The organism is Pseudomonas fontis (assembly GCF_028656955.1).
Lineage (GTDB): Bacteria > Pseudomonadota > Gammaproteobacteria > Pseudomonadales > Pseudomonadaceae > Aquipseudomonas > Aquipseudomonas fontis.
The window spans coordinates 128,663-149,615 of record NZ_JAMDGY010000027.1 but is presented as its reverse complement, the minus strand read 5'-3'; the positions used below and the strand labels follow the sequence as shown (position 1 = coordinate 149,615).

Below are 20,953 nucleotides of genomic sequence, written 5' to 3'. Positions count from 1 at the left end.
AGCCTCACGGCAGCGGCTACAGGGGGTGCACTTGGTGCATTTTCGACAGGCATAAAAAAAGAGGCTTACCTTGCGGTAAGCCTCTTTTTAGTACTTGGTGGCTACACAGGGACTTGAACCCCGGACCCCAGCATTATGAATGCTATGCTCTAACCAACTGAGCTATGTAGCCAAGTGGCGCGCATTATTCCCCTGATATGAATTTGTGTCAACACTCTTTTTCAAAAAAATTAGCGCACGATCAACCGCTTAGCCAAAAATGGCTTCAGAAGCTGTATTTGAAGCTGGTCATCAGGTTGCGCGGTGCCCCGTACATGCCATGGTCGCCGGCAAAGCTGTAGTACTCCCGGTCGAACAGATTGTTCACGTTCACCGCCACGCTCAACTGTTTGCTCACGTCATAGCGCGCCAGCAGGCTGGTGACCGCGTAGCTGCTCTGAGTGAAACCGTGCAGGTCAACACCAACCTTGCTCTGCCAGTTCACCCCGGCACCCAGCGTCAGCTTGTCCAGTGGCCCCGGCAGGCGGTAGCTGGTGAAGGTCTTGAAGCTGTTGCGCGGCAGTGTGGTGACGATACGGTTTTCTTTGGAGTCGGTGGTCACCACGTAGGCGTAACCGGCAGAAGCCTGCCAGCCGTCAGCGAGTTCACCACTGACCTCGAAGTCCAGTCCTTTTGTGGTCGTCGCCTGCTCAGGCAAGTACACGTCGCTGCCAGGGTACTCGGCCTGCCAGATCGCCAGGTTGTCCTGCTCCATCTTGAACAGCGCGAGGCTGGAGTTCAGCTTGCCACCGAAATGGCTGCCCTTGATGCCGACTTCGTAACCCTTGCCCTCCATCGGCTCCAGCGGCTTGCCCTGCGGATCTTTGACCGTGTAGTCCTGCGGGTTAAAGATTTTGGTGTAGCTGGCGTACACCGACCAACTGTCGTTCAGGTCATACACCAGGCCAGAGTAAGGAATGAATACCCCGGTTTCACGGGCGGAATACTGGTTGCTGTAGGCCGCATCAGCACCTTTGGCGTACACGTCCCTGTCGACATCGTTCTTCCAGTCGATCAAGCGCCCACCCAGGATGAAGCTGAGGTCATCCGTGACGTGGAAGCGTGAGGTGAGGTAAGCGGCTTTCTGGGTTTCTTTCTGCGACAGGTGGCCCGTAGGGTTCATGTCCGGTTTCGCCGAATGACCGTTCCAGTCAAACAGGTTGTCCACCACGGCGTCCGGGGTCGCGTTGTAGTCGTAGTCCCAGCCGTAGCCGTTGTTGCCATAGATCGACGCATTGACCTCGAACTGGGACAGCGTCAAACCACCAATCAGCTCATGCTCGCGACCAAACAGTTGGAACGGGCCGGTGAAGTACACGTCGAGCGTGTCCTGGCGCGGTGTACCCGCGAAGCGTGCCGGCAGCAGGGTCTTGCCGCTGCCATCCGGGTTGAGCGAGCCAGACAGGTAGCTGTAGAGGCTGTCGTTCTGGTTCTCGCTGTGGGTGTATTCGACCTTGCCGCTCCAGCCATTGTCGAACTGGTGTTCGAGGGAGCTGAACAGGCTGGTCTGCTCGTGATCACTGTACGACCAGCTCGGGGCCGGGTTGGTCGACCGCTTGAGGCCGGCAGTGCTGCCATCGCTGAAGCGGGTAGGGATGCCGGAGCGCGCCGGCGACTCCACGTTGGTCTTCTGATAGCTGAAACCGATGGTCAGCAGGGTCGATTCGCTCAGGTCGAATTCACTGATGCCATACAGCAGCTGCGACTTGTCCTTGTAGCGGTCCAGCCAGCCATTGCCGGTCTTGTAGTCCGCGACCAGGCGACCACGGATGTTGCCGGTTTCGGTCAACGGCCCGGAGATGTCGAAGCCTGTGCCATAGCGGTCCCAACTGCCCGCCTCGCCGATGATGCTGGCCTGGCCTTCATAGGTCGGACGCTTGCGGATCAGGTTGATGGTCGCCGACGGATTGCCCAGGCCACTGATCAGGCCGGTGGCACCGCGCACCACTTCGACGCGGTCGTACATCGCCATGCTCTGGGTGTAGTTGTCCATGCGCGATACGGTGGGCACGCCGTCGATCTCATAGTTCTGGATCTGGAAACCCCGCGACCAGTAGGCATCAGTCTCGGCGCCCAGCCCGTCACGTACCACGGTGATCCCTGGCGTTGCCTCCAGCGTGTCGCTGAGGTTGGTCAGGCGCTGGTCATCGAGGCGCTGGCGGGTCATCACGGTTAGCGATTGTGGCGTTTCCCGGGGTGTCAGGTTCAAGCGCGTCGAGCTACTCGACGAGTAGGTGGTGTACAGCCCGGTGCCTTCGGTGATCGAGCCGGGCGCCTTGCCGGAAATACTCACGGCATCCAGTTGCAGGTCGCCGCCCAGGTTCACCGGCAGGTCGACCAGGAAGCTGTTGCCGTTCGGCTGGCTCAGGCGGGCATTGCTGCCGGCGGTGAGCAGGCGGATCGCCTCTTCGGCGCTGTGTTGCCCCTTCACGCCGGGCGACAGAAGTGCGCCGACTTCACTCGACTGGTAGATCACCTGATAGCCACTTTGCGCGCTGAACTGGTCCAGGGCGTCGGCCAGCGGTTGCGCGGCAATATTGAAGTCAAAACGCTGCGACTGTGCGGCGGCGGGCGCAGGCTGCGCGGCCTGGGCGGCCAGCGGCAGGCTCGACAGCAAGGATGTGGCAAGGATGGCGCTGGCCAGTGGCAAGCGGCTGAAAGCGAAATCGCGTGGGTACTGCATGTGTCCTCCCCCAGAGAATACAAATGGTAATGCTTCTTATGTGTGGGGTGTGACGCAGCAGAAACGTGAATTACCGGAAACCCGTGAAAATATTTTTCGACAACTCAGCGAACGATGATCCACTGCCCGGCGAAGTTGTTGGCGTTCAGCTTCTGGCTGGTGATCAAGGCATCGAAGGCATTGTCGGCCTGATCGAGGTTGAAGCTGCCACTGACCAGGCGTTGGCCGGCCGCCTCATTGAGCAGCAGCAGGCGGCTGCCTTGATAGTCGGCCAACTGTTGCAGTACTTCGCGCAGCGGTACATCACGGACGCGCAACTGCCCGTCGCGCCAGGCCAGCAGGCGTTCGGCATCGACGGTCTGTATGGGGTCGAGGCGCTGGCCATGGATGTTCAGGCGTTGGCCGGGGGCGAGCACGCGGCTGTCGTTGCCGGCGTTGACTTCGACCTTGCCCTTGAGCAACACCACTTCGTCGCCAGCATCGCGGCGACCTACCGAAAACTGTGTGCCCAGCACCCGCACCTGGGCCTTGTCGACCTCGACCACAAAGGGCCGGCCGTCATGAACCACGTCGACGAACAGGCGCCCCTGGCGCAAGTGCACCTTGCGCGTGGCGCCACTGAGATCAACGTCCACCGCGCTGGCGCTGTCCAGGCGCAGTGTGGAGCCATCCGCCAGGATGATCTCGCGGCGCTCTCCGGCGCTGGTCGCGTAGTCGCTGTTCAGCCGCTGCAGCGTTGGCCATTGCAGCCAGCCGATACCCGCGGCCAGCAACAACGAGGCAGCGGTGGCCAGCAACGGCCAGCCTGAACGCTGGGGCTTCACTTGATCGACCTTGCGCACACGCCGCGCCGGCATTTCCAGGGTTAACCAGAGCGCTTCGACATCGCCGAAGGCCAGGGCATTTTCAGGGATTGCCTGCCAGGCCTCGAACGCCAAACGCTCGTCTTTGCCGACATCTTCGGCGCGCAGTCGGGTAAACCACTGCAAGGCTTGCGCTTGGGTATCGGCGATGTGATCAGGCGTAACGGTCATGACGGTTCGGTCTGGTGGCGTGCTTGCAGGGCGGCCGCAGCGCAGTGGCTCAGGGCCTTGTTCAGGTGTCGCTCGACGGCGCGGGGCTCCAGGCCCAGGCGTGCGGCGATGTCCTTGTAGCTCATTTGCTCGACACGGGCCAGCAGAAATACCTCGCGGGTCGGCGAGGGCAGGCCGTCGATCAGCCGCTCCAGGTGCGCCAGGGTGTTGCTGGCGACTGCGCTGCGCTCCGGTGTGGTTTCGGTCACCAACTCCTCCAGCGCTTGCGCGTCATTGACCCCGCGCACCTGATTGCGCCGGGCATGGTCGATGCTCAGGTTGTTGGCAATGCGATAGAGAAAGGCCCGCAGGTTGCCGACTTCGCTGCGTTCACTGTGCATCAGGCGGATAAAGGCATCCTGCAGCAGGTCGCTGGCAGTCTCCCGGCAACGCACCCGGCGCGTGAGAAAGGCCAGTAACTCATGCCGATGACGCTGGTAGAGCCGGGTCAGGCTACGGTCTTCCGGTTCGTCAGGCATGGCGAAGGGCGCGCAGGGAAGGGAGAGGGCGATCCTAGCGTTAGTGAGAATTGTTATCAAGTGTGCGTTGCAGAAAAGAGATAGTGCGCTTGCTAACGAATTCTGGATAATTGGATCCCGCCCGTTCGATGGATGTGTTTCCCATGGCTGTGAGTTCTGCCCCATCCGGTTCACCCGCTGCTGCCGCTACTGGCCAGAGCAGCCCCTTGGTGATGCGCATCATCGCCGCCTGTGCCCTGGCGCACCTGATCAACGACCTGATCCAGGCGGTGCTGCCGTCGATCTATCCGCTGCTCAAGGCCAACTATGACCTGAGCTTCGCGCAGATCGGGCTGATTACCCTGACTTTCCAGATCACCGCCTCGCTGCTGCAACCCTGGGTGGGCTTCTACACCGACCGCAAGCCGATACCGAATTTGCTGCCGCTGGGCACCCTGTGCACGCTGGTGGGGATCGTGATGCTGGCGTTTGTCGGCAGCTTCCCGATGATCCTGCTGGCGGCCGCGCTGGTGGGCATCGGCTCCTCGACCTTCCACCCGGAAACCTCGCGCATTGCCCGCCTGGCCTCCGGTGGGCGCTTTGGCCTGGCGCAATCGACCTTCCAGGTCGGCGGCAATGCCGGCTCCGCGTTCGGGCCGTTGCTGGCGGCGGCGATCATCATTCCGTTCGGCCAGGGCAACGTGGCCTGGTTCGGCCTGTTCGCGATCTTCGCCTTGCTGGTGACCTACGGCCTGAGCCGCTGGTACCGCGAGCACCTGAACCTGTTCAAGGCCAAGCAGGGCCAGGCTGCGACCCACGGGCTGTCGCGCAACCGGGTGATCGGTGCACTGGTGGTGCTTGGGCTACTGGTGTTCTCCAAGTACTTCTACATGTCCAGCCTCACCAGCTACTACACCTTCTACCTGATCGAGAAGTTCGACCTGTCGGTGGGCAGCTCGCAGCTGCACCTGTTCCTGTTCCTCGGCGCGGTGGCGGCGGGCACCTTCTTTGGCGGGCCGATTGGCGACCGCATCGGGCGCAAGGCGGTGATCTGGTTCTCGATCCTTGGCGTGGCGCCGTTCACCCTGGCGCTGCCGTATGCCGACCTGTTCTGGACCAGCGTGCTCAGCGTGATCATCGGCTTCATCCTGGCCTCGGCGTTCTCGGCCATCGTGGTGTACGCGCAAGAGCTGGTGCCGGGCAATGTGGGCATGATCGCCGGGATCTTCTTTGGCCTGATGTTCGGCTTCGGCGGCATTGGCGCGGCGTTGCTGGGCTACCTCGCCGACATCCACGGCATCGAGTACGTCTACACCCTGTGCTCGTTCCTGCCGCTGTTCGGCGTGCTGGCGATCCTCCTGCCGGCGACCCGCAAGCGCTGATCCAGGGCCTTGCAACGGGTGAAGGACGCGGCTGGCGATTGACGCCGGCCCCGGCCTTCCCCTAGAGTGCCGCCCTCTCTTACCCCTGTAGTCGAACCATGAAGCGCTTCCTCCGCCACCACGCTGCAAAGCCGCCTGAGACCCAGGCCTTTTGTCGTGACTGGCCGCGTGACGCGGTGCTCAAGCGTCGACGCAGCGTGCTGTTCGCCTTCACCTTCTCCCCGCACGCCACCTCCCACTGATCGCCACGGCCCGTGCGCCGTTGTCGGTCCGTTTCGCATTCGACTTTTTTTGATCGTGTATGCGCCTGCGCGTGAACGTCCGACGTTCCTGCGCCGGTGGGTTTGGAGTGGTGATGAACAAGCGTTTTCTGATTGGCCTGCTGTTTGCCGTGTCTGTCGTTGGCCTGAGCCTGGGGGCGACCTTGCCGCTGGTGTCGTTGCGCCTGCTGGAGGGCGGGGCGAGCACCTTGCAGATCGGCCTGCTGTCGGCGATGCCGGCGGCCGGCATGATGCTCTCGGCATTCATGGTCGATGCCTGCTGCCGGCACCTGACGCGGCGGATGATCTACCTGCTGAGTTTCGGTTTGTGTGCGCTCAGCGTCGGGCTGATCGAGTGGGCCTTCGATTCGATCTACCTGCTCAGCCTGCTGCGCCTGGGCATGGGGATCGGCATGGGCATTGCGATCATCCTGGGCGAGTCGTGGGTCAACGAGCTGAGCGAGGAACACAATCGCGGCAAGATCATGGCGCTGTATGCCACCGCCTTCACTGGCTTCCAGATGCTCGGCCCGGCGATGCTGGCGCTGTTCGGTGCGCAGAGCCCGTGGGTGATCATCGTGGTCTCGGTGTGCTACGCCCTGGCCCTGGCGTCGATCTGCTGGACGGTGCCCAACGATCATGTCGAGCACGGTGACGATGGCGGCAAGAGCTTCTCGCTGGCCGGCTTCTTCCGCGTGGCGCCTGCGCTGTGCATGGGCGTGCTGTTCTTCTCCTTCTTCGATGCGGTGATTCTCTCGTTGCTGCCGGTCTACGCCACCAACCATGCCTACGCGGTGGGCGTGGCGGCGCTGATGGTCACGGTGATTCTTACCGGCGACATGCTGTTCCAACTGCCCATTGGCTGGCTGGCCGACCGCTGCGAACGCACCACGGTGCATTTGGTTTGTGGGGTCGCCGCCATGCTGATCGGCCTGGCCTTGCCATGGCTGATCCAGATGCCCTGGCTGCTGTGGCCGGCACTGGTGGTGCTGGGTGCGGTGGCCGGCGGGGTGTATACCCTGGCGCTGGTGCTGATCGGGCAGCAGTTCAAAGGCCAGGACCTGGTGACGGCGAATGCCAGCGTTGGTTTGCTCTGGGGTGTTGGCAGCCTGCTCGGGCCGTTGATCAGCGGTGCCGCCATGGGCGTTGCGCCGCATGGCCTGCCGATGGCGTTGACCGCCATGGCGGCGCTGTTCGTGGTGTTCGCGCGCAGTGCGCGTCGCCGGGCGTTCCATGCCCGGCGTGCCAATCAAGGTGCGCTGTAGAACTGCTCCAGGGTGTAGCGCAACGAGGCTTCAAGCATCTGCCCGTGGTTCAAACCGGGGAACGTCTTGAAGCCGACCTGAACAGCGGACAACTGCCTCAATTCATCCAGCAATTGCCCGGTGGCCTTGATGTTGTCGACCGGCAAGCCTGGCCGAGGTTGCGCAGGCTCGGCGTCACCGCGCATCACCAGCAGCCGAGGCCGGTGCTCGCCCAGGCGTTGGCGCAAGCCCGCGAGCTCCTGCAACACCACCCCGTTGCCCCACCACAGTGAAGGGCTGGCGGCGGCATAGTCGCTGAAGGCCCCTGGCCGGGTGAGCAGGGTGTGCAGCACCAGCAAGCCGCCATAGGAGTGACCCCACAGCGCCTGACGATGCTTGTCGATAGCCAACTGCTGGGCCAGTGCCGGGCGCATGCGCTTGCAGGCCTTCACGCAGTCGAAGGTAGTCTTCGACCAGGAGCAGGGAGGGGGGGAATTGCGAGGTGTTCAGATGAGAAGTGTTCACATTCGCGACTATCGCATGCAGCCTGTGATAACGCAACGGGATGCAGGCGCCTGCGGGGATCGCCATCATTGTTGATGGTAAACATTGTGTAGCCGCTGCCGTAAGGCTGCGCTGGAGCCCGTGAGGGCTCCCAAAGGCGGCGCCTGCGATGCAAGTTGGCATTACCGAGCCGCAGCGACTGAGTGCATTTCGATCATGCGTTCTTGCGAGACCACTAGTTCTCTTACCCTACATGCGGTAATCCAGGGGGCAGGACGTCAAGAAAGTGCAAGAATTGAAACGAAATACCCTAGGCTCACGTGGTCAAGTTTTCGCAATGTCTAAGAGTAAACAGGGAGTAGTTGAGGCAGCGCCTAACCTAAGAGCGCTGAAGGAGAGCCCTTGAACTGCTTTTCGTGAATTATTTGAGTTGGCTTGTGGCTATCACCTAGGTTGCTGATAAATGAAAGTATTGCCAGTTGATAAATTTACATTTTTCTGCTTGATTTTTTAAGTTCCGACTGAGCTTGGCTCTGATGGTGATTGGTTGTGTGTGGACATAGGTGTAGGGAAGGGATTTTGGTGAAGTAAATAAGCCACGCAGGACGGAATTCATTACACGCCTTGTTTAGAGATTAAATCTTGTAGTACTGGCAAGATAGGCGTCGTGTGTTTGTGCTCGGACTGAGTACTTAGTGGTCTGGGCGTGGTCGCGGACTGTGAAGTGATAGGTATCTATAGCGTTCGGGAAGCGAGATTTCGGCGGAAGAATTATCTGAAATTAAAGAGCCGGTATGGTTGTTTGCGAATGCTGTAGGGTGTCGATTTATTGATGTGGATAGAACACTTTCAAAGAAACAAGAATTCTCGCTGAGGGAGCGAGAGAAGGAAATGGTTCGTTGGCCAGCAGAAGGGAGGACGTCGGAGGAGATTTCACTTATCCTCGGCGTTACAATAGGCACAGTAAATTTTCACCTCCGCAATGTACAAAAAAGTTGGGAGCTTGCAATCGGGTTCAAGCAGCAGTGTATGCCGTTGTGCAAGGTTATGCGTGGTGAGCACTTATAGGAAATATATTTTTCTTGTGCTGGGTCATTTGTGTAGGTTTTTACGGAAGATTCCTAGTCATGGTTTAATGAAATCCATGAGTGTTGGAATGACTTGGTTTCAGCTCTGTGGGTTCTACGCCGGTAGCTTCCCAATACCTCGCCAGAGCAATAAGTGCATTTTTCTATGTGCTGTATTTGCTCGGGATATAACCCCTCAGACTCCAATAAATAAGTGCAATAAAGTTTAAGGTCAAGCCATACACCGTTCACGCCAGCTGGGGCGCGGAGAACATTGAGTTCTTTGCGGGTTTTAGTCCACGGAGAGGTGCGGCCGCGCCACAGTTTTCCATGGACGTGTTCAATGTGATTTATTAGTTCGCTACTTACTTCGTAGCAGCAAGGCTCGATGGCAGGGCCTATCGAAAGCTGAATATTTTGTAAGGGGATGCCAGCTTGACGAAATGCACGGAAAGAATTGCTAATCACGCCGGTAGTTAATCCTCGCCAGCCGCCGTGGATTACTGCGACAAATTCATCCTTGCTTGACCCGAGAAGAATTGGCAAGCAGTCAGCAGTGACAATGCCGATTGGGCGTGTAGAACGAGTGAAAATAGCGTCCGCAGCAATACAATCGGACTTTTGATGTAAGCCCGTTTGTATGATGTTGGCGCCATGCTTTTGAATGCAATAAAAAATATCACGAGGCTTAAGGCTATCGCCTGCATGATCGAAAGAGTGAGTGATATGTGGTAGGCAGCTAAGGTTTTCGCTGAAAAAAGCCATAGTGAAATACATACCCATTCAAGAGTCAGGAGGGTGTTATAGCTCTTTCTTTGGTCTAATTCAATAAGTGGCGAGCAAAAAACCAGTCGCTTCTTTAGTTGGGGCTGTACCGAGCATTGTTTGTGCCAGCAGCATACTCAAGATCTTGTAGGTGAGTCAGCGGTTTTTACTGCTATCGTGTTCTCTTCTAAAGGTGACTTCCGAAATGCTTTCTTCTATATGGCGATTGTTGTTTTATGTATATTGATCCTGCTGGTTTTTTCTAGTGTGCTTAAGGCGATTCGTTGACGGTTGTGGCTGGTACCCTATGTTGGTCAATGAGCGTTTTTTTGTTTTCATTGGTTAACAGCGAGCGGTGATAAGTAATACTGAACGATTTTTCCAATGTGATTGGCTCGATTTCCATGTGTTGTCCTCGCTTGGCAGGCGTCAACGACGTGCAAGGGTTGAAGCGCAAAGCTTCTAGCTCAACCAGTTATATTTTCGCAATGTTTCAGAACAGCTGCTCGACCGTCCGTGGCGAGCGATACAGGCCATTGGCGCTGTGCCCTACGCCAGGCACCTGGAACTGTGGATGCTGCACCGCGATGTTCCATTGCTGGCTGAGGAAGCGTTCGTAGGCGAGGTAGTTGAGTTGCCGTTCGAGCCGGCTGTTGCCTTGCAACTGGGCGCCACAGGATTTGTCGAGCACACGGTTGGCGGGGTCATTGTCGTTCGAGCCGACCAGGTAAGTGACATCACGCCCGGCATAACGCTGGAACAGTTGCTGTGCGCTGAGCTGCTGCGTCACCAGATACTCAGGTGCCAGATCAAGCCCATAGCGATAGCGATTGTAGTCAGGGCACGCCGTCGGCTCTGCCGGGGCGAAGCCTTGAGGTTGCGCTCGGTTGGCATCGAAATACAGGTAGGTCGATGGGCTGGAGATCACGTAGCGCAGGGCGATGCCCGACTGGCGCACGGTCTCGTCCTGAGCGTTGAGCACCGCGTAACGCTGCATCAATTGAGCGCCGGCGGAGTGCCCGATCAGGGTGATGCGCTGGAGTGCCGGGAAGCGCTGGCGGTCAGACAGGTAATGCACGATATCGTCCAGCGCCTGGAACGAAGTTATACCTGCGTGGCCAGCACTGGAGAAAGCACCTTGCATCCAGTTGTCCTTGCGCCACAAGGGCAGGGCTGGGCGTGCCCCTGGGTCCGCTTCGGTCAGGAAGTTGGGGGCCAGCAGCAAGGTTGTCTGACTCGGCAGATGCGCCAACTTCAACAGTCGTTGTGCCGTTGCAAAGTAGGCATCGGCATTGCGCCTGACACCGTGGAGGATGACCACCGCCTGATCAATCTGTGCGGACGCTGTCTGCACATCATGGTTGGCCAACACCAGGAAGGGATAGCGGTTGTTTTGCGGGCCAATCTGCATGAGTTGCACCGACGACGGGGCGGGGGAGGCCTGCGCGTTGAATATCACGGTCAGTGCCAGAACGGCACCAATCGGGAGTCTGCGCAATGCGGCAACGATACAACAGAGCATAAGGATGGCTCCCGGCACGGTGGCAGTTGAATCAAGCCCAGGTCAATCCAGCGTATCAGACCACTACCTCGGCCCGGCACAAGCTTCCCCTCAACTGGACGCGGGCCCGGGCCAGGCGCGAACGTACCGTACCCACCGGAATGCCCAGGCAGTGCGCTGCGTTTTGGTAGCTGAGGTCGGAATCGACCAACAGCTTGAGCACTGCCTGCATATCGTTCGGTAGCGACTCGACCGCCTCCAGGGCCCGCTCCAGCAGGCAAAGGCACTCGTTGAGGTCACTAGGGTCCAGGCCCTGTTCCAGGCTATCGAGTAGCGAGTCTTCCAGCAGCATATGTCGGGGCCGTCGGTACAAGCGCTTGAAATGGTTGCTGACCAAGTTGGCGGCAATACCGAAGAGCCAGGTTTCCGGCTTGGAGGCACCGAGAAACTTGTGCTGGTTGCGCCAGGCCTCCAGGTAAGTCATTTGCATCAGGTCATCGACATCAGCCTGATTGCAAACCCGTTTGCCGATGAACAAACGCAATTTATGTTCACTGCTGCGTACCAGCCCGTTCAGGTCCAGGCTGATTGCCCCGCTGGCCTGCACGCTGCCCCGAACCGTTCCAGACTCCATGCCTATTCCTAATCGCCAACGTTGGCGCCAGCGCGTGCGGCTATTGCGAAACCCCGTGCCGCATCGGGTCGGGCTGCGCGTGGCGGGGCGAGAATAGGCAGCGCGATAGAGGTGGATCTGCCAGTTCTGGTCGCTTTTTTGCAATCCATCGACGCCCTGCTGCGCCCAGGGCAGGTCAATGCGAAAGAATTCAGCCTCCCTTGGAACCACGCTCGGCGGCAGGCCACTCAGGGTCACAACAATAGTTTTGCCTGATCAGGCGAGCCTGACGTGCATGCCCTGGAGCCTCCAATAATGACAATTACATCGCCGTCCGCCTCGACCCAGCCCGTCGCCCCCCCGGCCCTACTGACCGGCAATGCTCAGGACCTTGAGCAGCGCCGGGAGACTGCGACCCAGCAGCCAACAAACTCCTTGCAGGTGTTCGGGCAACAGCAATCGCCGGCCTTCGGCCGACTGAGCCAGGACCTGACTGTGGAGCCCCAGCAGTTTGCGTCGACCCTGGTTGGCGAACCGTCCGGGGAACAGCTGCCACGTACGCGGCTCAAGCGCAGCAACGCCGTACGCTACAACGAGCTTGAAGTACACTTTTCGCCGCCGCAGGGGGCTTCGCCAGCCGAGGCACCGGCGGCGCAGGCGCTCTCTTCAACGTTCAAGCGCAGTAATGCCCGGCGCGATTTTGAGCGCAACCTGCTTCCTTCGCTGGTGCAGGCACCTGTCCAGAGCTCGGTCAAGGTAGCGCTCGATGGCAACGGCCGGCCGAACTTTAGCGGTCAGGCGTCTTTCCAGGCCCAGCAGTCGAGGGCCACAGGAGATCTGTTGCAACGCGCCCTGGGCCCGGGCTTTCAGGCCGCCGACAGCCACGACAATGGTCAGGACCATCTGCTGCTGGATGCGCAGGGGCACCTGTTGCAGCTCAAACATCGCCCCGATGCCTTGGTGCTGCTGCGTACCAGCCAGCCCATCCCGGGCGCAGCCGGCACGGCGCAACTGAAGCTTGAAGGCGACGCTGTACAAGTAACCGTCAATGATCAGCCACTGCTGGCCCAAGGCACCATTGGCCGTGCCCACCTGGGACATCTGGCCGGCATCCATCAGGATGGCGATGGCCAGTTGGTGCGCCTGCAAGGTCAGCAACTGTATGAGTTCGATGCCTTCAGCGGTGCCTGGGCCCTTCCTGTGGACAGCGAGAGCTTGCAGTTTCGCCAGTTGGCCTGCCAGGGCGATGGCCGCGTCTATGGCCAGCTCGACGACATGCTGGTGGATCTGAGCAGCCCGGGTATGCCCAAGATCGGCATTCCTCAATTGGGCGCCTTTGCCGTGGGCAGCGATCAGCATGGCGTGGCCTTGTGCGGTGAGCACAAGCAGAGCCTGCAGTTGTTCGACTTCAACCAGGATCCAGCGCATTCAGCTCCGGCGATCAGCCTGGAACTCAATGGCGGCCTGGCACAGCCAGCCAGCATTGGGCTGAGTCAAGGACGGTTGTTCGTCACCGATACCGAGGGCCGCCTGTACAGCGTCGGGCGCGACCAGTTGAGTCCGCCCTCGCTGCGGTTGATGCCGGAGGAGCATTTCCACCCTGAAGGCGAGCGCCTGGGCGGCGCTTACCGGGCCAGCGGGTTTCTCAGCGGCGACGATGGCCGCCTGCATGTGCTGCTCAGCGATCGCCATGGCCAGTCCCACGCCTACCTGCTGGACGAGCCCAGCCAGCGCCTCAAGGAAGGCTGGAACCTGAGCAACGCCCTGGTAGTGGAGAACCGGCACGGTCTGCCGAGCAGCATGCCACCGGTGCCGGCAAACACCTTCGACCTTGAGCGCCAGGGTCGTATCGGTATCAGCGAGCAGCGCATACAACACTGGGATGCTACCCGTCAGGATTGGCAGGACACCGGCATTCAGCATGTCGAACTGCTGCAGCGTGGCCTTGATGGCAAGGCGTACCTGATACAGGAGGGCGTACTCCGGCGGCTCGATGTCAGCGCAGGGCAGCACACCATGACCTTCGCCAGCAGCCCGTCGCTGCATCCGATGCCACGGGCGGGCCAGGTCGCTACCGGCCCCGCCGTAGCCGGGCTTGAGGGTCAGCTGATCAGCGCATTCGCGATGGTCAATGACAAGTGTTTCGTGGTGCTGGACAACGACCACCACCTGACTGCCCATCTTGCTGGCGGCAAACCGAGCAACGTCAGCCTTGCTGGCCTGGAGGGTGAGGTGGCCTCGCTGGCACTGGACGCCACGGCCAACCTTTACGCCTTGAACACGCAAGGCAAGCTGTTCGTGATGGCCAAGGACGACTGGCAGGCCGGCCACGCCGATGCCCACTGGAGCGTGGCGCCACTGCCCAACGGCCGGCATCTGGGCAGTATCCGTACCGGCGACGATAACCAATTGAGTGGCACCTTGAAGAACGGCGAAGACCAGGGACAGGTGCAGCTTAAAAGGGATGCCTGGCAGCCCTTGGCGCCTCGACCGGCGGAGCAGAATGCCTTGAACGAGTTGTTCGACCGGGTGCGTGGCGGTGTAAAGACGGCGCAACTTCCCGGCACCAGCCTGACGGCTCGGGTCCTCGTCAACATTGCCGGCCGGGCAGGCATGGAGTCCGGCAATGCCGTCAGTGCCAGCGACTTCATTCGCGCGCACATCTTCAAGCCGACCCTGGAAATGCCACGGGTCCTGAAAAATATCGGCAACCACGTCCTGCATCAGATTCAGGGGCGTCAGGGGTTGCGCCCGCTCTATGACGAGCAAAGCCAACTGTTCAATCGACTGGCGCTCGAGGGGCAGCAGGTCCAACCGGTCGCGGCTCTGGATCTGCAGTCGCGAATCGCCAAGCTCGCCCTGGGGCCACAGGGCAAGGTGTTGCAGCAGGCACTGGAAGCGTTCCGCAGCCAGTTGGAAGACAGCAGCTACCAGGCCACGCGTCACCTCGGCCAGCAGCAGGGCAAGTCGAGCCTGGATGCCAAGGAAGGCGTACTCAATGTGCATGGGGAATTGAGTAAAGCCTTGCCGCGCAGCAAATTGAGCAAGCGCCTCGAACAGCTCAAGGAGCGGCTCAATATCCGCAGCTCAAGCCACAACTTGCTCAACGTAATGCAAGGCACGTTGAGCAACCTCGTGCCTTCGGGGCAGAACCGTACTGGGGCATTGCTCAAGACCTTGCAGGGCAGCGGAATGCACGTGCCCTTCCAGCACGTCGCGGTGCCACTGGGGCAGCGCCGGGATGCCAGCGACAACCAGGGGTTGACCAAGGCCCGCCTGGTTCTGGATGTACTGACCCTCAAAGACCTGCAACAGATCCTGGGCAAAGCCGAAGGGCTTGCCGAGGGCGACGACCTGGCGCAGTTGAACGCGGAGTTGAGCGAGCTGCGCGACAAGCGCTACGGCGAGCACCCCGTCAAACAGGTCACCGACATGGGTTTTGCTGATCACGCTGCGCTGGAGGCGTCCTACGATGCCATCAAGGCCTTTCTCAACGGCTTCAAGAAGGAGGATCACGCCATCAGCGTCAATCTGCGTGCAGCGACCGGCAGCAAGGACCAGGTCGAGCTGGTCGGAACGCTCAAGGCCGCCCTCAAGCAGTTGCAGCACCCGGATGACGAGATCGCCCTGCGTCGCGGCTATGGAGTGAATGTCAGTACCCCGAACATCTCGGTGGAAAGCCTGGGAAATGGTCCTTGGCCCAGCGTTGTGGTCAGCGGTGGACGGCAGTACAACCTGAATGCCGAGCGCGGCGACAAGGGAGTGGTGCTCTATCTGCAACGCGAGGGGGCCGCTGCGGTCAGCGGCGGTGTCGGGGGTGGCAAGGACTTCTGGCCCGTGCTATTCGACGCAGACAACACCAAGATGGATATCGGCAACAACCGCGTGCTGACCCTCGCTGCGCGTCTGGGCGTGGATCTGAACGCCTCGGCCGGCATGATCCAGCGTGATGGCGTGGTGTTTACAGTGCCCGACGGCGAAATTGATGGGTTTGTCGACAGCCTGTTCAATGGTCGCTTGAACCCTCTGCAGATGATGAAAAAAGGCTTCGACCATGAAGTCCAGAAAGGCCTGCGCTGGAAATTCGACCTCAAGGTTGGCGCCTCGGCAGAGGGGCGTATTGGCCTGGGTATGACCGAAGACGGCAGCTCACCGCTGTCGGCCGCAGCACGGCTGGGGGTGGGCGGCACGGTGACGGTCAACCTGCTCAACTACAGTAGCGCCAACCTCGTTCAGAGCGGTAACGGCAACTCTACTCGCGACATCAGCGCCAATCGCCCGCGGGCCCTGAACAGCCTCGATGTTGCGGGAGCTGCACGTGCCCAGCTCAATGCCAACCAGATGCTGGGAGAGAGCTCCGTTTCCAAGGGCGTCGGGGCTGGGGTTGGCGTCACTGTGGCGGCGACGGTAGAGAACAAGACCAGCAAGCGCATCAGGTTCACGTTCAAGCAAGCCCAGCCGGTGAGCGCCACTCAGGTGCAGGAACTGTCGGTCAAGCTCGCCAAGGCTTTCAAGGACCCGCGTTCGCAGCAGGTGGTGTCCGCCCTGCCGGGCGGGGAGGCACTTGCGCAATTGCAGGACCTGAACCGGCATTTCGCCGACAAGCCCATGGACAACGACGAGCAGTACGTGGCCCTGCGGGCGCTCAAGCGGGCGAATGTCCAACAGCAGGCGGCCGAGGCCGGCCATAGCCTGTCGGACGGTGGGCGGTTTGAAAGTGCCTACACCAACCTGTCGCGCCTGGACGAACAAGGGGTGGTTTCCAGGATCATGGGGCTGGTCAATGCCCAGCATTCGCTCAGCAACGCCGAACGCGTTGCCGACCTGCTTGATAAGGATCCGCAACTCAAGACGTTGGTCAAGCAGATGCAGGCAAGCGCCGGAACGCTGGCCCGGGTTCGGCTGGAACTCAAGGACGAGGTGCAGGACCGTGTCGATCAGGAGTGCCGTGCTGGCACTCTGTCCCAGGAAGCGCTGGCGGCGCTACTCGGCGACCGTAACAACATGCGCATCAAGGCGATTGATCTGTTCCAGAGCGTCGACAAGGGCGAAAGCTTCAGTTCACCCCTGCCGGTTGTTGGCTACAACAGCAGCGCCTCGCTCAACATCAACAAGACCCTGGGCAAAATCAACTTCAGCTATGGCCGGGACCAGAACAAACCCCAGGGCTACGGGTTGATCGGCGAGCTGGCGCGGCCTTCACCGGAGTTCAAGGCCATGGTGGGTGCAATGAGCAAGGAAGGGCTGGCGTTCAAAGGCTGACAGCTGGTGGGTGATGGCGGCTTGCGCCATCGCCCGTAGGCCTGTCAGTTCAGGCGAGGAAGCTGCGCAACTGTGTGCGGGTTTCCCGCACCTGGGCGATGTAGCCGTTGACCAGGCTGCAAAACCCCTCGTCATCGAGTATCGACATTTCCCGCTGGGTGCACAGGCGTATATCGCCTTGGTCCAGCGCCAGCCAGCAACCGCGCAGCGCGGCGATAGCGAAGTTCATGCGCAGCAGCTGCTCTGGTTGATCCGGTCCGGGCTGCAAGGCCCCAAGCCGGCAATGCAGGATCAACTGGTCAGCGTGCTCGGGCACCTCGATGACCACTGCTTGATGACCATCGCGGTCGTACAGGGCACAGACACCATGCTGGAAGGAGAGGGTGGTGCCCAGCTGATTGCCAAGGCGAGTGATATAGCGCTCAAGGGTGGTGCTTGGGTTGCTCATCGGCGGTCGGTCTCTCTTGTAGTTGCCAACCGGAGGCTGGCTTGAGCAATGAGTGGCCAGTTGCCGGGAGCGGTTCCCTGGGGCGGTGGAAAAGAAAAACCCCTTGAGGTGGTTATCCTCAAGGGGTTCGGTGTGCATCAGGGCCGTTGGCCCCTGCTTCCTGCTTAGACGTTGAAGCGGAAGTGCATCACATCGCCGTCTTTGACGATGTAGTCCTTGCCTTCCAGGCGCCATTTACCGGCTTCCTTCGCACCGCTCTCACCCTTGTACTGGATGAAGTCGTCATAGGCGACCACTTCGGCACGGATGAAGCCTTTCTCGAAGTCGGTGTGGATCACGCCAGCAGCCTGTGGCGCGGTAGCGCCGACGCGCACGGTCCAGGCACGGACTTCTTCAACACCGGCGGTGAAGTAGGTCTGCAGGTGCAGCATCTCGTAACCGGCACGGATCACACGGTTCAGGCCAGGCTCTTCAAGGCCCAGGGCCTCCAGGAACATGTCCTTCTCTTCGCCGTCATCGAGCTCGGCAATCTCGGCTTCGATCTTGTTGCACACCGGCACCACGACGGCACCTTCTTCTTCGGCAATGGCCTTGACCACGTCCAGCAGCGGGTTGTTTTCGAACCCGTCTTCGGCAACGTTGGCGATGTACATGACCGGCTTGGTGGTCAGCAAGTGGAAGCCACGAATCACGGCTTTTTCGTCCGTGCTCATGTTCTTCATCAGGCTGCGCGCTGGTTTGCCTTCGGTGAAGTGGGCAATCAGCTGTTCCAGCAGGCCTTTTTGGACGACGGCGTCTTTGTCGCCGCCCTTGGCGTTACGTGCAACCTTCTGCAGTTGCTTCTCGCAGCTGTCGAGGTCGGCGAAGATCAGCTCGAGGTCGATGATCTCGATGTCGCGCTTGGGGTCGACGCTGTTGGAGACGTGAATCACGTTCTCGTCTTCGAAACAGCGGACCACGTGGGCGATGGCATCGGTTTCACGGATGTTGGCCAGGAACTTGTTGCCCAGGCCTTCACCTTTCGACGCACCGGCCACCAGGCCTGCGATGTCGACGAATTCCATGGTGGTCGGCAGGATGCGCTTAGGGTTGACGATGGCCGCCAACGCAGCAAGGCGCGGATCCGGCATCGGCACGATGCCGCTGTTCGGCTCGATGGTGCAGAAGGGGAAGTTCTCTGCCGCGATACCGGATTTGGTCAAAGCGTTGAACAGGGTGGACTTGCCGACGTTGGGCAGGCCGACGATGCCGCAATTGAAACCCATGGTGAATCCCTCTTCGTGGAGTCAGGCCTTTTGGCTGTGCAGCTCTCTCATCGCACGCGTCCAATCACCGGCGAGGATGTCCGGCAGCACGCCGAGGGCAAAATCGATACTGGCGTCCAGCTTTTCCTGCTCGGCGCGTGGCGCCTTGCCGAGGACGAAACCGGAGACCCTGCTGCTGTCACCCGGGTGGCCAATGCCAAGCCGCAGACGGTGAAAGTCGTTGTTGTTGCCGAGCTGCGCAATGATGTCGCGCAGACCGTTGTGCCCACCATGGCCGCCACCTTTTTTGAGCTTGGCGACGCCGGGAGGCAGGTCGAGTTCGTCGTGCGCCACCAAAATGGCATCTGGCGGGATACGGAAAAAGTTCGCCAGTGCAGCAACGGCTTGACCGCTGTGGTTCATGAAGGTGGTCGGGATCAACAGACGGACGTCGTTGCCCTGATGGCTGAATTTTGCCGTCAGGCCGAAATATTTGCGGTCAGCAGTCAGGTTGACTCGCTGCGCGCTGGCAATGCGTTCTACGAAAAGAGCCCCTGCGTTATGCCGGGTCTGTTCGTATTCGGGGCCGGGGTTTCCCAGGCCGACGATCAGTTGGATGGCGGTCACGTCAGGGGCTCTTCCTTGGTGTTGTGAGGCCACAGTGCATGCACTGTGGCCTCGGGCAACGCCAGCAGCTGAGTAAGATTACTCGGCGGCTTCTGGGGCTACGCGTGGAGCGTGAACGTTGGCAACTGCCTTGTCATCACCGTGCGCCAGGGCAACGAACTCAACGCCTTTAGGGGCTTTGAGGTCCGACAGGTGAATGATCGCGCCGACTTCGGCGTTAGCCAGGTCAACTTCGATGAACTCAGGCAGGTCTTTGGCTTCGCAGGAAACTTCGATCTCAGCCACTACGTGGGAGATTTCGCCGCCTTTCTTGATCGGTGCTTCTTCATTGATGAAGTGAACCGGAACTTTGGCGGTCAGTTTCTGGCCAGCAACAACGCGAACGAAGTCAGCGTGCATGATGAACTGCTTGGCTGGGTGACGTTGCATAGCTTTGACAACGACGTTTTCTTTCTTGCCGTCGACGTTCAGCTCGATAACGTGGCTGTAGGCAGCTTCGTTTTCGAACAGCTTGGCAACTTCTTTAGCCAGCATCATGATGGAAGCTGGTTCTTTGTCGCCACCGTAAACAACGGCAGGGACTTGGGCGGCGAGACGACGCAGGCGGCGGCTCGCACCTTTCCCCAGGTCGGTACGCGCTTGGGCGTTCAGGATGAAATCAGTCATTTTGTATCTCCAAAATAGCCAGCACCCGAGTGGCGTTTGCGACCAGCGCCAAACGGGGTGGGCAAAAAAGCCCCGCCCCAACAGGTGTGTTGGGGCGGGGCGCTTTTCGTCAACGTGTGGTCTGCGAGGGCAGGGCCCTCAGCGGAACATCGCGCTGATCGATTCTTCATTGCTGATGCGGCGAACCGCTTCGGCAACTACCGGTGCAATATCCAGTTGACGGATACGCGCACAGGCTTGTGCGGCTGCGGACAGCGGGATGGTGTTAGTCACCACCAGCTCGTCCAGCACGGAGTTCTCGATATTCTCGATCGCCCGACCCGACAGGACAGGGTGCGTGCAGTAGGCGTAAACCTTGGCAGCGCCGTGTTCTTTCAGGGCCTTGGCCGCGTGGCACAGGGTGCCGGCGGTGTCGACCATGTCGTCGACGAGAATACAGGTACGTCCTTCGACGTCGCCGATGATATGCATCACTTCGGAGTGATTAGCCTTCTCGCGGCGTTTGTCGATAATGCCCAGATCGACGCCCAGGGACTTGGCAACAGCACGTGCACGCACGACACCGCCGATGTCCGGGGAAACGATCATGAGATTTTCGAAACGCTGGTCTTCGATGTCATCCACCAAAACGGGGGAGCCGTAGATGTTATCTACTGGAATGTCGAAGAACCCCTGGATCTGGTCAGCGTGCAGGTCAACCGTGAGAACACGGTCGATCCCGACGACGGTGAGCATGTCAGCAACCACTTTGGCGCTGATAGCAACACGCGCCGAACGCGGACGGCGATCTTGGCGGGCATATCCGAAGTAAGGAATCACGGCAGTGATTCGTGACGCTGAGGAGCGGCGGAAGGCATCGGCCATCACTACCAGTTCCATCAGATTGTCGTTGGTTGGCGCGCAAGTCGGCTGAATGATAAAGACGTCTTTACCGCGGACGTTTTCATTAATCTCAGTGCTGATTTCGCCGTCGGAGAACTTACCAACAGAGACATCACCCAATGGGATATGCAGCTGACGCACGACGCGCCGAGCGAGATCGGGGTTAGCGTTCCCCGTAAAGACCATCATCTTGGACACGCGCAGTACCTGAAGGCTGAGGGTATACCTGGATGAG

The 20,953-nt window shown here is 59.9% G+C and carries 17 protein-coding genes and 1 tRNA gene; 5 read left to right on the top strand and 13 right to left on the bottom strand.

The genetic code is table 11. The features are described 5' to 3' along the window. Positions 1-95 precede the first annotated feature (95 nt). From M5G11_RS12430 to M5G11_RS12415, 4 genes are all read right to left on the bottom strand, one after another. Positions 96-172, bottom strand: a tRNA-Met gene (locus tag M5G11_RS12430). Positions 173-265: 93 nt separating this feature from the next. Beyond that, positions 266-2,722 (bottom strand): TonB-dependent siderophore receptor, encoded by a 2,457-nt coding sequence (locus M5G11_RS12425; protein WP_273911570.1) that lies wholly within the window; start codon positions 2,720-2,722, stop codon positions 266-268. Positions 2,723-2,826: 104 nt separating this feature from the next. After that, the gene (locus M5G11_RS12420) at positions 2,827-3,756 is read right to left on the bottom strand and encodes a FecR family protein (RefSeq protein WP_273911571.1); all 930 of its coding nucleotides are present in this window, start codon (positions 3,754-3,756) and stop codon (positions 2,827-2,829) included. Continuing rightward, positions 3,753-4,274 (bottom strand): RNA polymerase sigma factor, encoded by a 522-nt coding sequence (locus M5G11_RS12415; protein WP_273911572.1) that lies wholly within the window; start codon positions 4,272-4,274, stop codon positions 3,753-3,755. The genes M5G11_RS12420 and M5G11_RS12415 overlap by 4 nt, the downstream gene beginning before the upstream one ends. 143 nt (positions 4,275-4,417) lie before the next feature. Here M5G11_RS12415 and M5G11_RS12410 point away from each other — a divergent pair, with 143 nt between their 5' ends. The 3 genes from M5G11_RS12410 (at position 4,418) to M5G11_RS12400 (ending at position 7,160) form a co-directional block, all read left to right on the top strand. Further along, positions 4,418-5,635, top strand: coding sequence for an MFS transporter (locus tag M5G11_RS12410; RefSeq protein ID WP_273911573.1), 1,218 nt, complete (start codon positions 4,418-4,420; stop codon positions 5,633-5,635). Positions 5,636-5,733: 98 nt separating this feature from the next. Beyond that, complete coding sequence (locus tag M5G11_RS12405; RefSeq protein WP_273911574.1) at positions 5,734-5,877, top strand: hypothetical protein; 144 nt, start codon at positions 5,734-5,736, stop codon at positions 5,875-5,877. 113 nt (positions 5,878-5,990) lie between these two features. Next, entirely contained in the window at positions 5,991-7,160 is a 1,170-nt protein-coding gene (locus tag M5G11_RS12400) for an MFS transporter (RefSeq protein ID WP_273911575.1), read from the top strand. On the opposite strand, the gene M5G11_RS12395 is transcribed toward M5G11_RS12400, so the two are convergent. Then, complete coding sequence (locus M5G11_RS12395; RefSeq protein ID WP_273911576.1) at positions 7,145-7,573, bottom strand: alpha/beta hydrolase; 429 nt, start codon at positions 7,571-7,573, stop codon at positions 7,145-7,147. The two genes, M5G11_RS12400 and M5G11_RS12395, sit on opposite strands and share 16 nt — an antisense overlap. A gap of 904 nt (positions 7,574-8,477) precedes the next feature. Here M5G11_RS12395 and M5G11_RS27590 point away from each other — a divergent pair. After that, positions 8,478-8,711, top strand: coding sequence for a LuxR C-terminal-related transcriptional regulator (locus M5G11_RS27590; RefSeq protein WP_420793822.1), 234 nt, complete (start codon positions 8,478-8,480; stop codon positions 8,709-8,711). A 53-nt stretch (positions 8,712-8,764) separates the two neighbouring features. On the opposite strand, the gene M5G11_RS12390 is transcribed toward M5G11_RS27590, so the two are convergent. From M5G11_RS12390 to M5G11_RS12380, 3 genes are all read right to left on the bottom strand, one after another. After that, a complete protein-coding gene (locus M5G11_RS12390) occupies positions 8,765-9,493 on the bottom strand; it encodes a purine nucleoside phosphorylase YfiH/LACC1 family protein (protein WP_273911577.1) in 729 nt (242 codons plus the stop codon). A 475-nt stretch (positions 9,494-9,968) separates the two neighbouring features. Next, positions 9,969-10,997, bottom strand: a complete 1,029-nt coding sequence (locus M5G11_RS12385) for an alpha/beta fold hydrolase (RefSeq protein ID WP_273911578.1) — start codon at positions 10,995-10,997, stop codon at positions 9,969-9,971. Positions 10,998-11,052: 55 nt separating this feature from the next. After that, positions 11,053-11,610, bottom strand: coding sequence for an RNA polymerase sigma factor (locus M5G11_RS12380; protein ID WP_273911579.1), 558 nt, complete (start codon positions 11,608-11,610; stop codon positions 11,053-11,055). Positions 11,611-11,904: 294 nt separating this feature from the next. On the opposite strand from M5G11_RS12380, the gene M5G11_RS12375 reads away from it, so the two are divergent. Further along, a complete protein-coding gene (locus M5G11_RS12375) occupies positions 11,905-16,851 on the top strand; it encodes an AvrE-family type 3 secretion system effector (protein ID WP_273911580.1) in 4,947 nt (1,648 codons plus the stop codon). A 49-nt stretch (positions 16,852-16,900) separates the two neighbouring features. On the opposite strand, the gene M5G11_RS12370 is transcribed toward M5G11_RS12375, so the two are convergent. The 5 genes from M5G11_RS12370 to M5G11_RS12350 form a co-directional block, all read right to left on the bottom strand. Continuing rightward, positions 16,901-17,299: a type III secretion system chaperone gene (locus M5G11_RS12370; RefSeq protein ID WP_273911581.1), complete on the bottom strand. Its 399-nt coding sequence runs from the start codon at positions 17,297-17,299 to the stop codon at positions 16,901-16,903. A gap of 164 nt (positions 17,300-17,463) precedes the next feature. Beyond that, positions 17,464-18,564, bottom strand: a complete 1,101-nt coding sequence (ychF, locus tag M5G11_RS12365) for a redox-regulated ATPase YchF (RefSeq protein WP_273911582.1) — start codon at positions 18,562-18,564, stop codon at positions 17,464-17,466. Positions 18,565-18,585: 21 nt separating this feature from the next. Continuing rightward, on the bottom strand, positions 18,586-19,170 hold the full coding sequence (pth, locus tag M5G11_RS12360) for an aminoacyl-tRNA hydrolase (RefSeq protein ID WP_273911583.1): 585 nt from the start codon (positions 19,168-19,170) through the stop codon (positions 18,586-18,588). Positions 19,171-19,248: 78 nt separating this feature from the next. After that, complete coding sequence (locus tag M5G11_RS12355; protein WP_273911584.1) at positions 19,249-19,836, bottom strand: 50S ribosomal protein L25/general stress protein Ctc; 588 nt, start codon at positions 19,834-19,836, stop codon at positions 19,249-19,251. A 138-nt stretch (positions 19,837-19,974) separates the two neighbouring features. Further along, entirely contained in the window at positions 19,975-20,916 is a 942-nt protein-coding gene (locus tag M5G11_RS12350) for a ribose-phosphate pyrophosphokinase (protein WP_028944092.1), read from the bottom strand. Positions 20,917-20,953: the final 37 nt, after the last annotated feature.

What these genes read in the sequence shown, in the direction of transcription:
- M5G11_RS12425 (WP_273911570.1), bottom strand. Translation starts at nt 2,722, where the DNA reads ATGCAGTACCCACGCGATTTCGCTTTCAGCCGCTTGCCACTGGCCAGC.
- M5G11_RS12420 (WP_273911571.1), bottom strand. Translation starts at nt 3,756, where the DNA reads ATGACCGTTACGCCTGATCACATCGCCGATACCCAAGCGCAAGCCTTG.
- M5G11_RS12415 (WP_273911572.1), bottom strand. Translation starts at nt 4,274, where the DNA reads ATGCCTGACGAACCGGAAGACCGTAGCCTGACCCGGCTCTACCAGCGT.
- M5G11_RS12410 (WP_273911573.1), top strand. Translation starts at nt 4,418, where the DNA reads ATGGCTGTGAGTTCTGCCCCATCCGGTTCACCCGCTGCTGCCGCTACT.
- M5G11_RS12405 (WP_273911574.1), top strand. Translation starts at nt 5,734, where the DNA reads ATGAAGCGCTTCCTCCGCCACCACGCTGCAAAGCCGCCTGAGACCCAG.
- M5G11_RS12400 (WP_273911575.1), top strand. Translation starts at nt 5,991, where the DNA reads ATGAACAAGCGTTTTCTGATTGGCCTGCTGTTTGCCGTGTCTGTCGTT.
- M5G11_RS12395 (WP_273911576.1), bottom strand. Translation starts at nt 7,573, where the DNA reads ATGCGCCCGGCACTGGCCCAGCAGTTGGCTATCGACAAGCATCGTCAG.
- M5G11_RS12390 (WP_273911577.1), bottom strand. Translation starts at nt 9,493, where the DNA reads ATGGGTATGTATTTCACTATGGCTTTTTTCAGCGAAAACCTTAGCTGC.
- M5G11_RS12385 (WP_273911578.1), bottom strand. Translation starts at nt 10,997, where the DNA reads ATGCTCTGTTGTATCGTTGCCGCATTGCGCAGACTCCCGATTGGTGCC.
- M5G11_RS12380 (WP_273911579.1), bottom strand. Translation starts at nt 11,610, where the DNA reads ATGGAGTCTGGAACGGTTCGGGGCAGCGTGCAGGCCAGCGGGGCAATC.
- M5G11_RS12375 (WP_273911580.1), top strand. Translation starts at nt 11,905, where the DNA reads ATGACAATTACATCGCCGTCCGCCTCGACCCAGCCCGTCGCCCCCCCG.
- M5G11_RS12370 (WP_273911581.1), bottom strand. Translation starts at nt 17,299, where the DNA reads ATGAGCAACCCAAGCACCACCCTTGAGCGCTATATCACTCGCCTTGGC.
- ychF (WP_273911582.1), bottom strand. Translation starts at nt 18,564, where the DNA reads ATGGGTTTCAATTGCGGCATCGTCGGCCTGCCCAACGTCGGCAAGTCC.
- M5G11_RS12355 (WP_273911584.1), bottom strand. Translation starts at nt 19,836, where the DNA reads ATGACTGATTTCATCCTGAACGCCCAAGCGCGTACCGACCTGGGGAAA.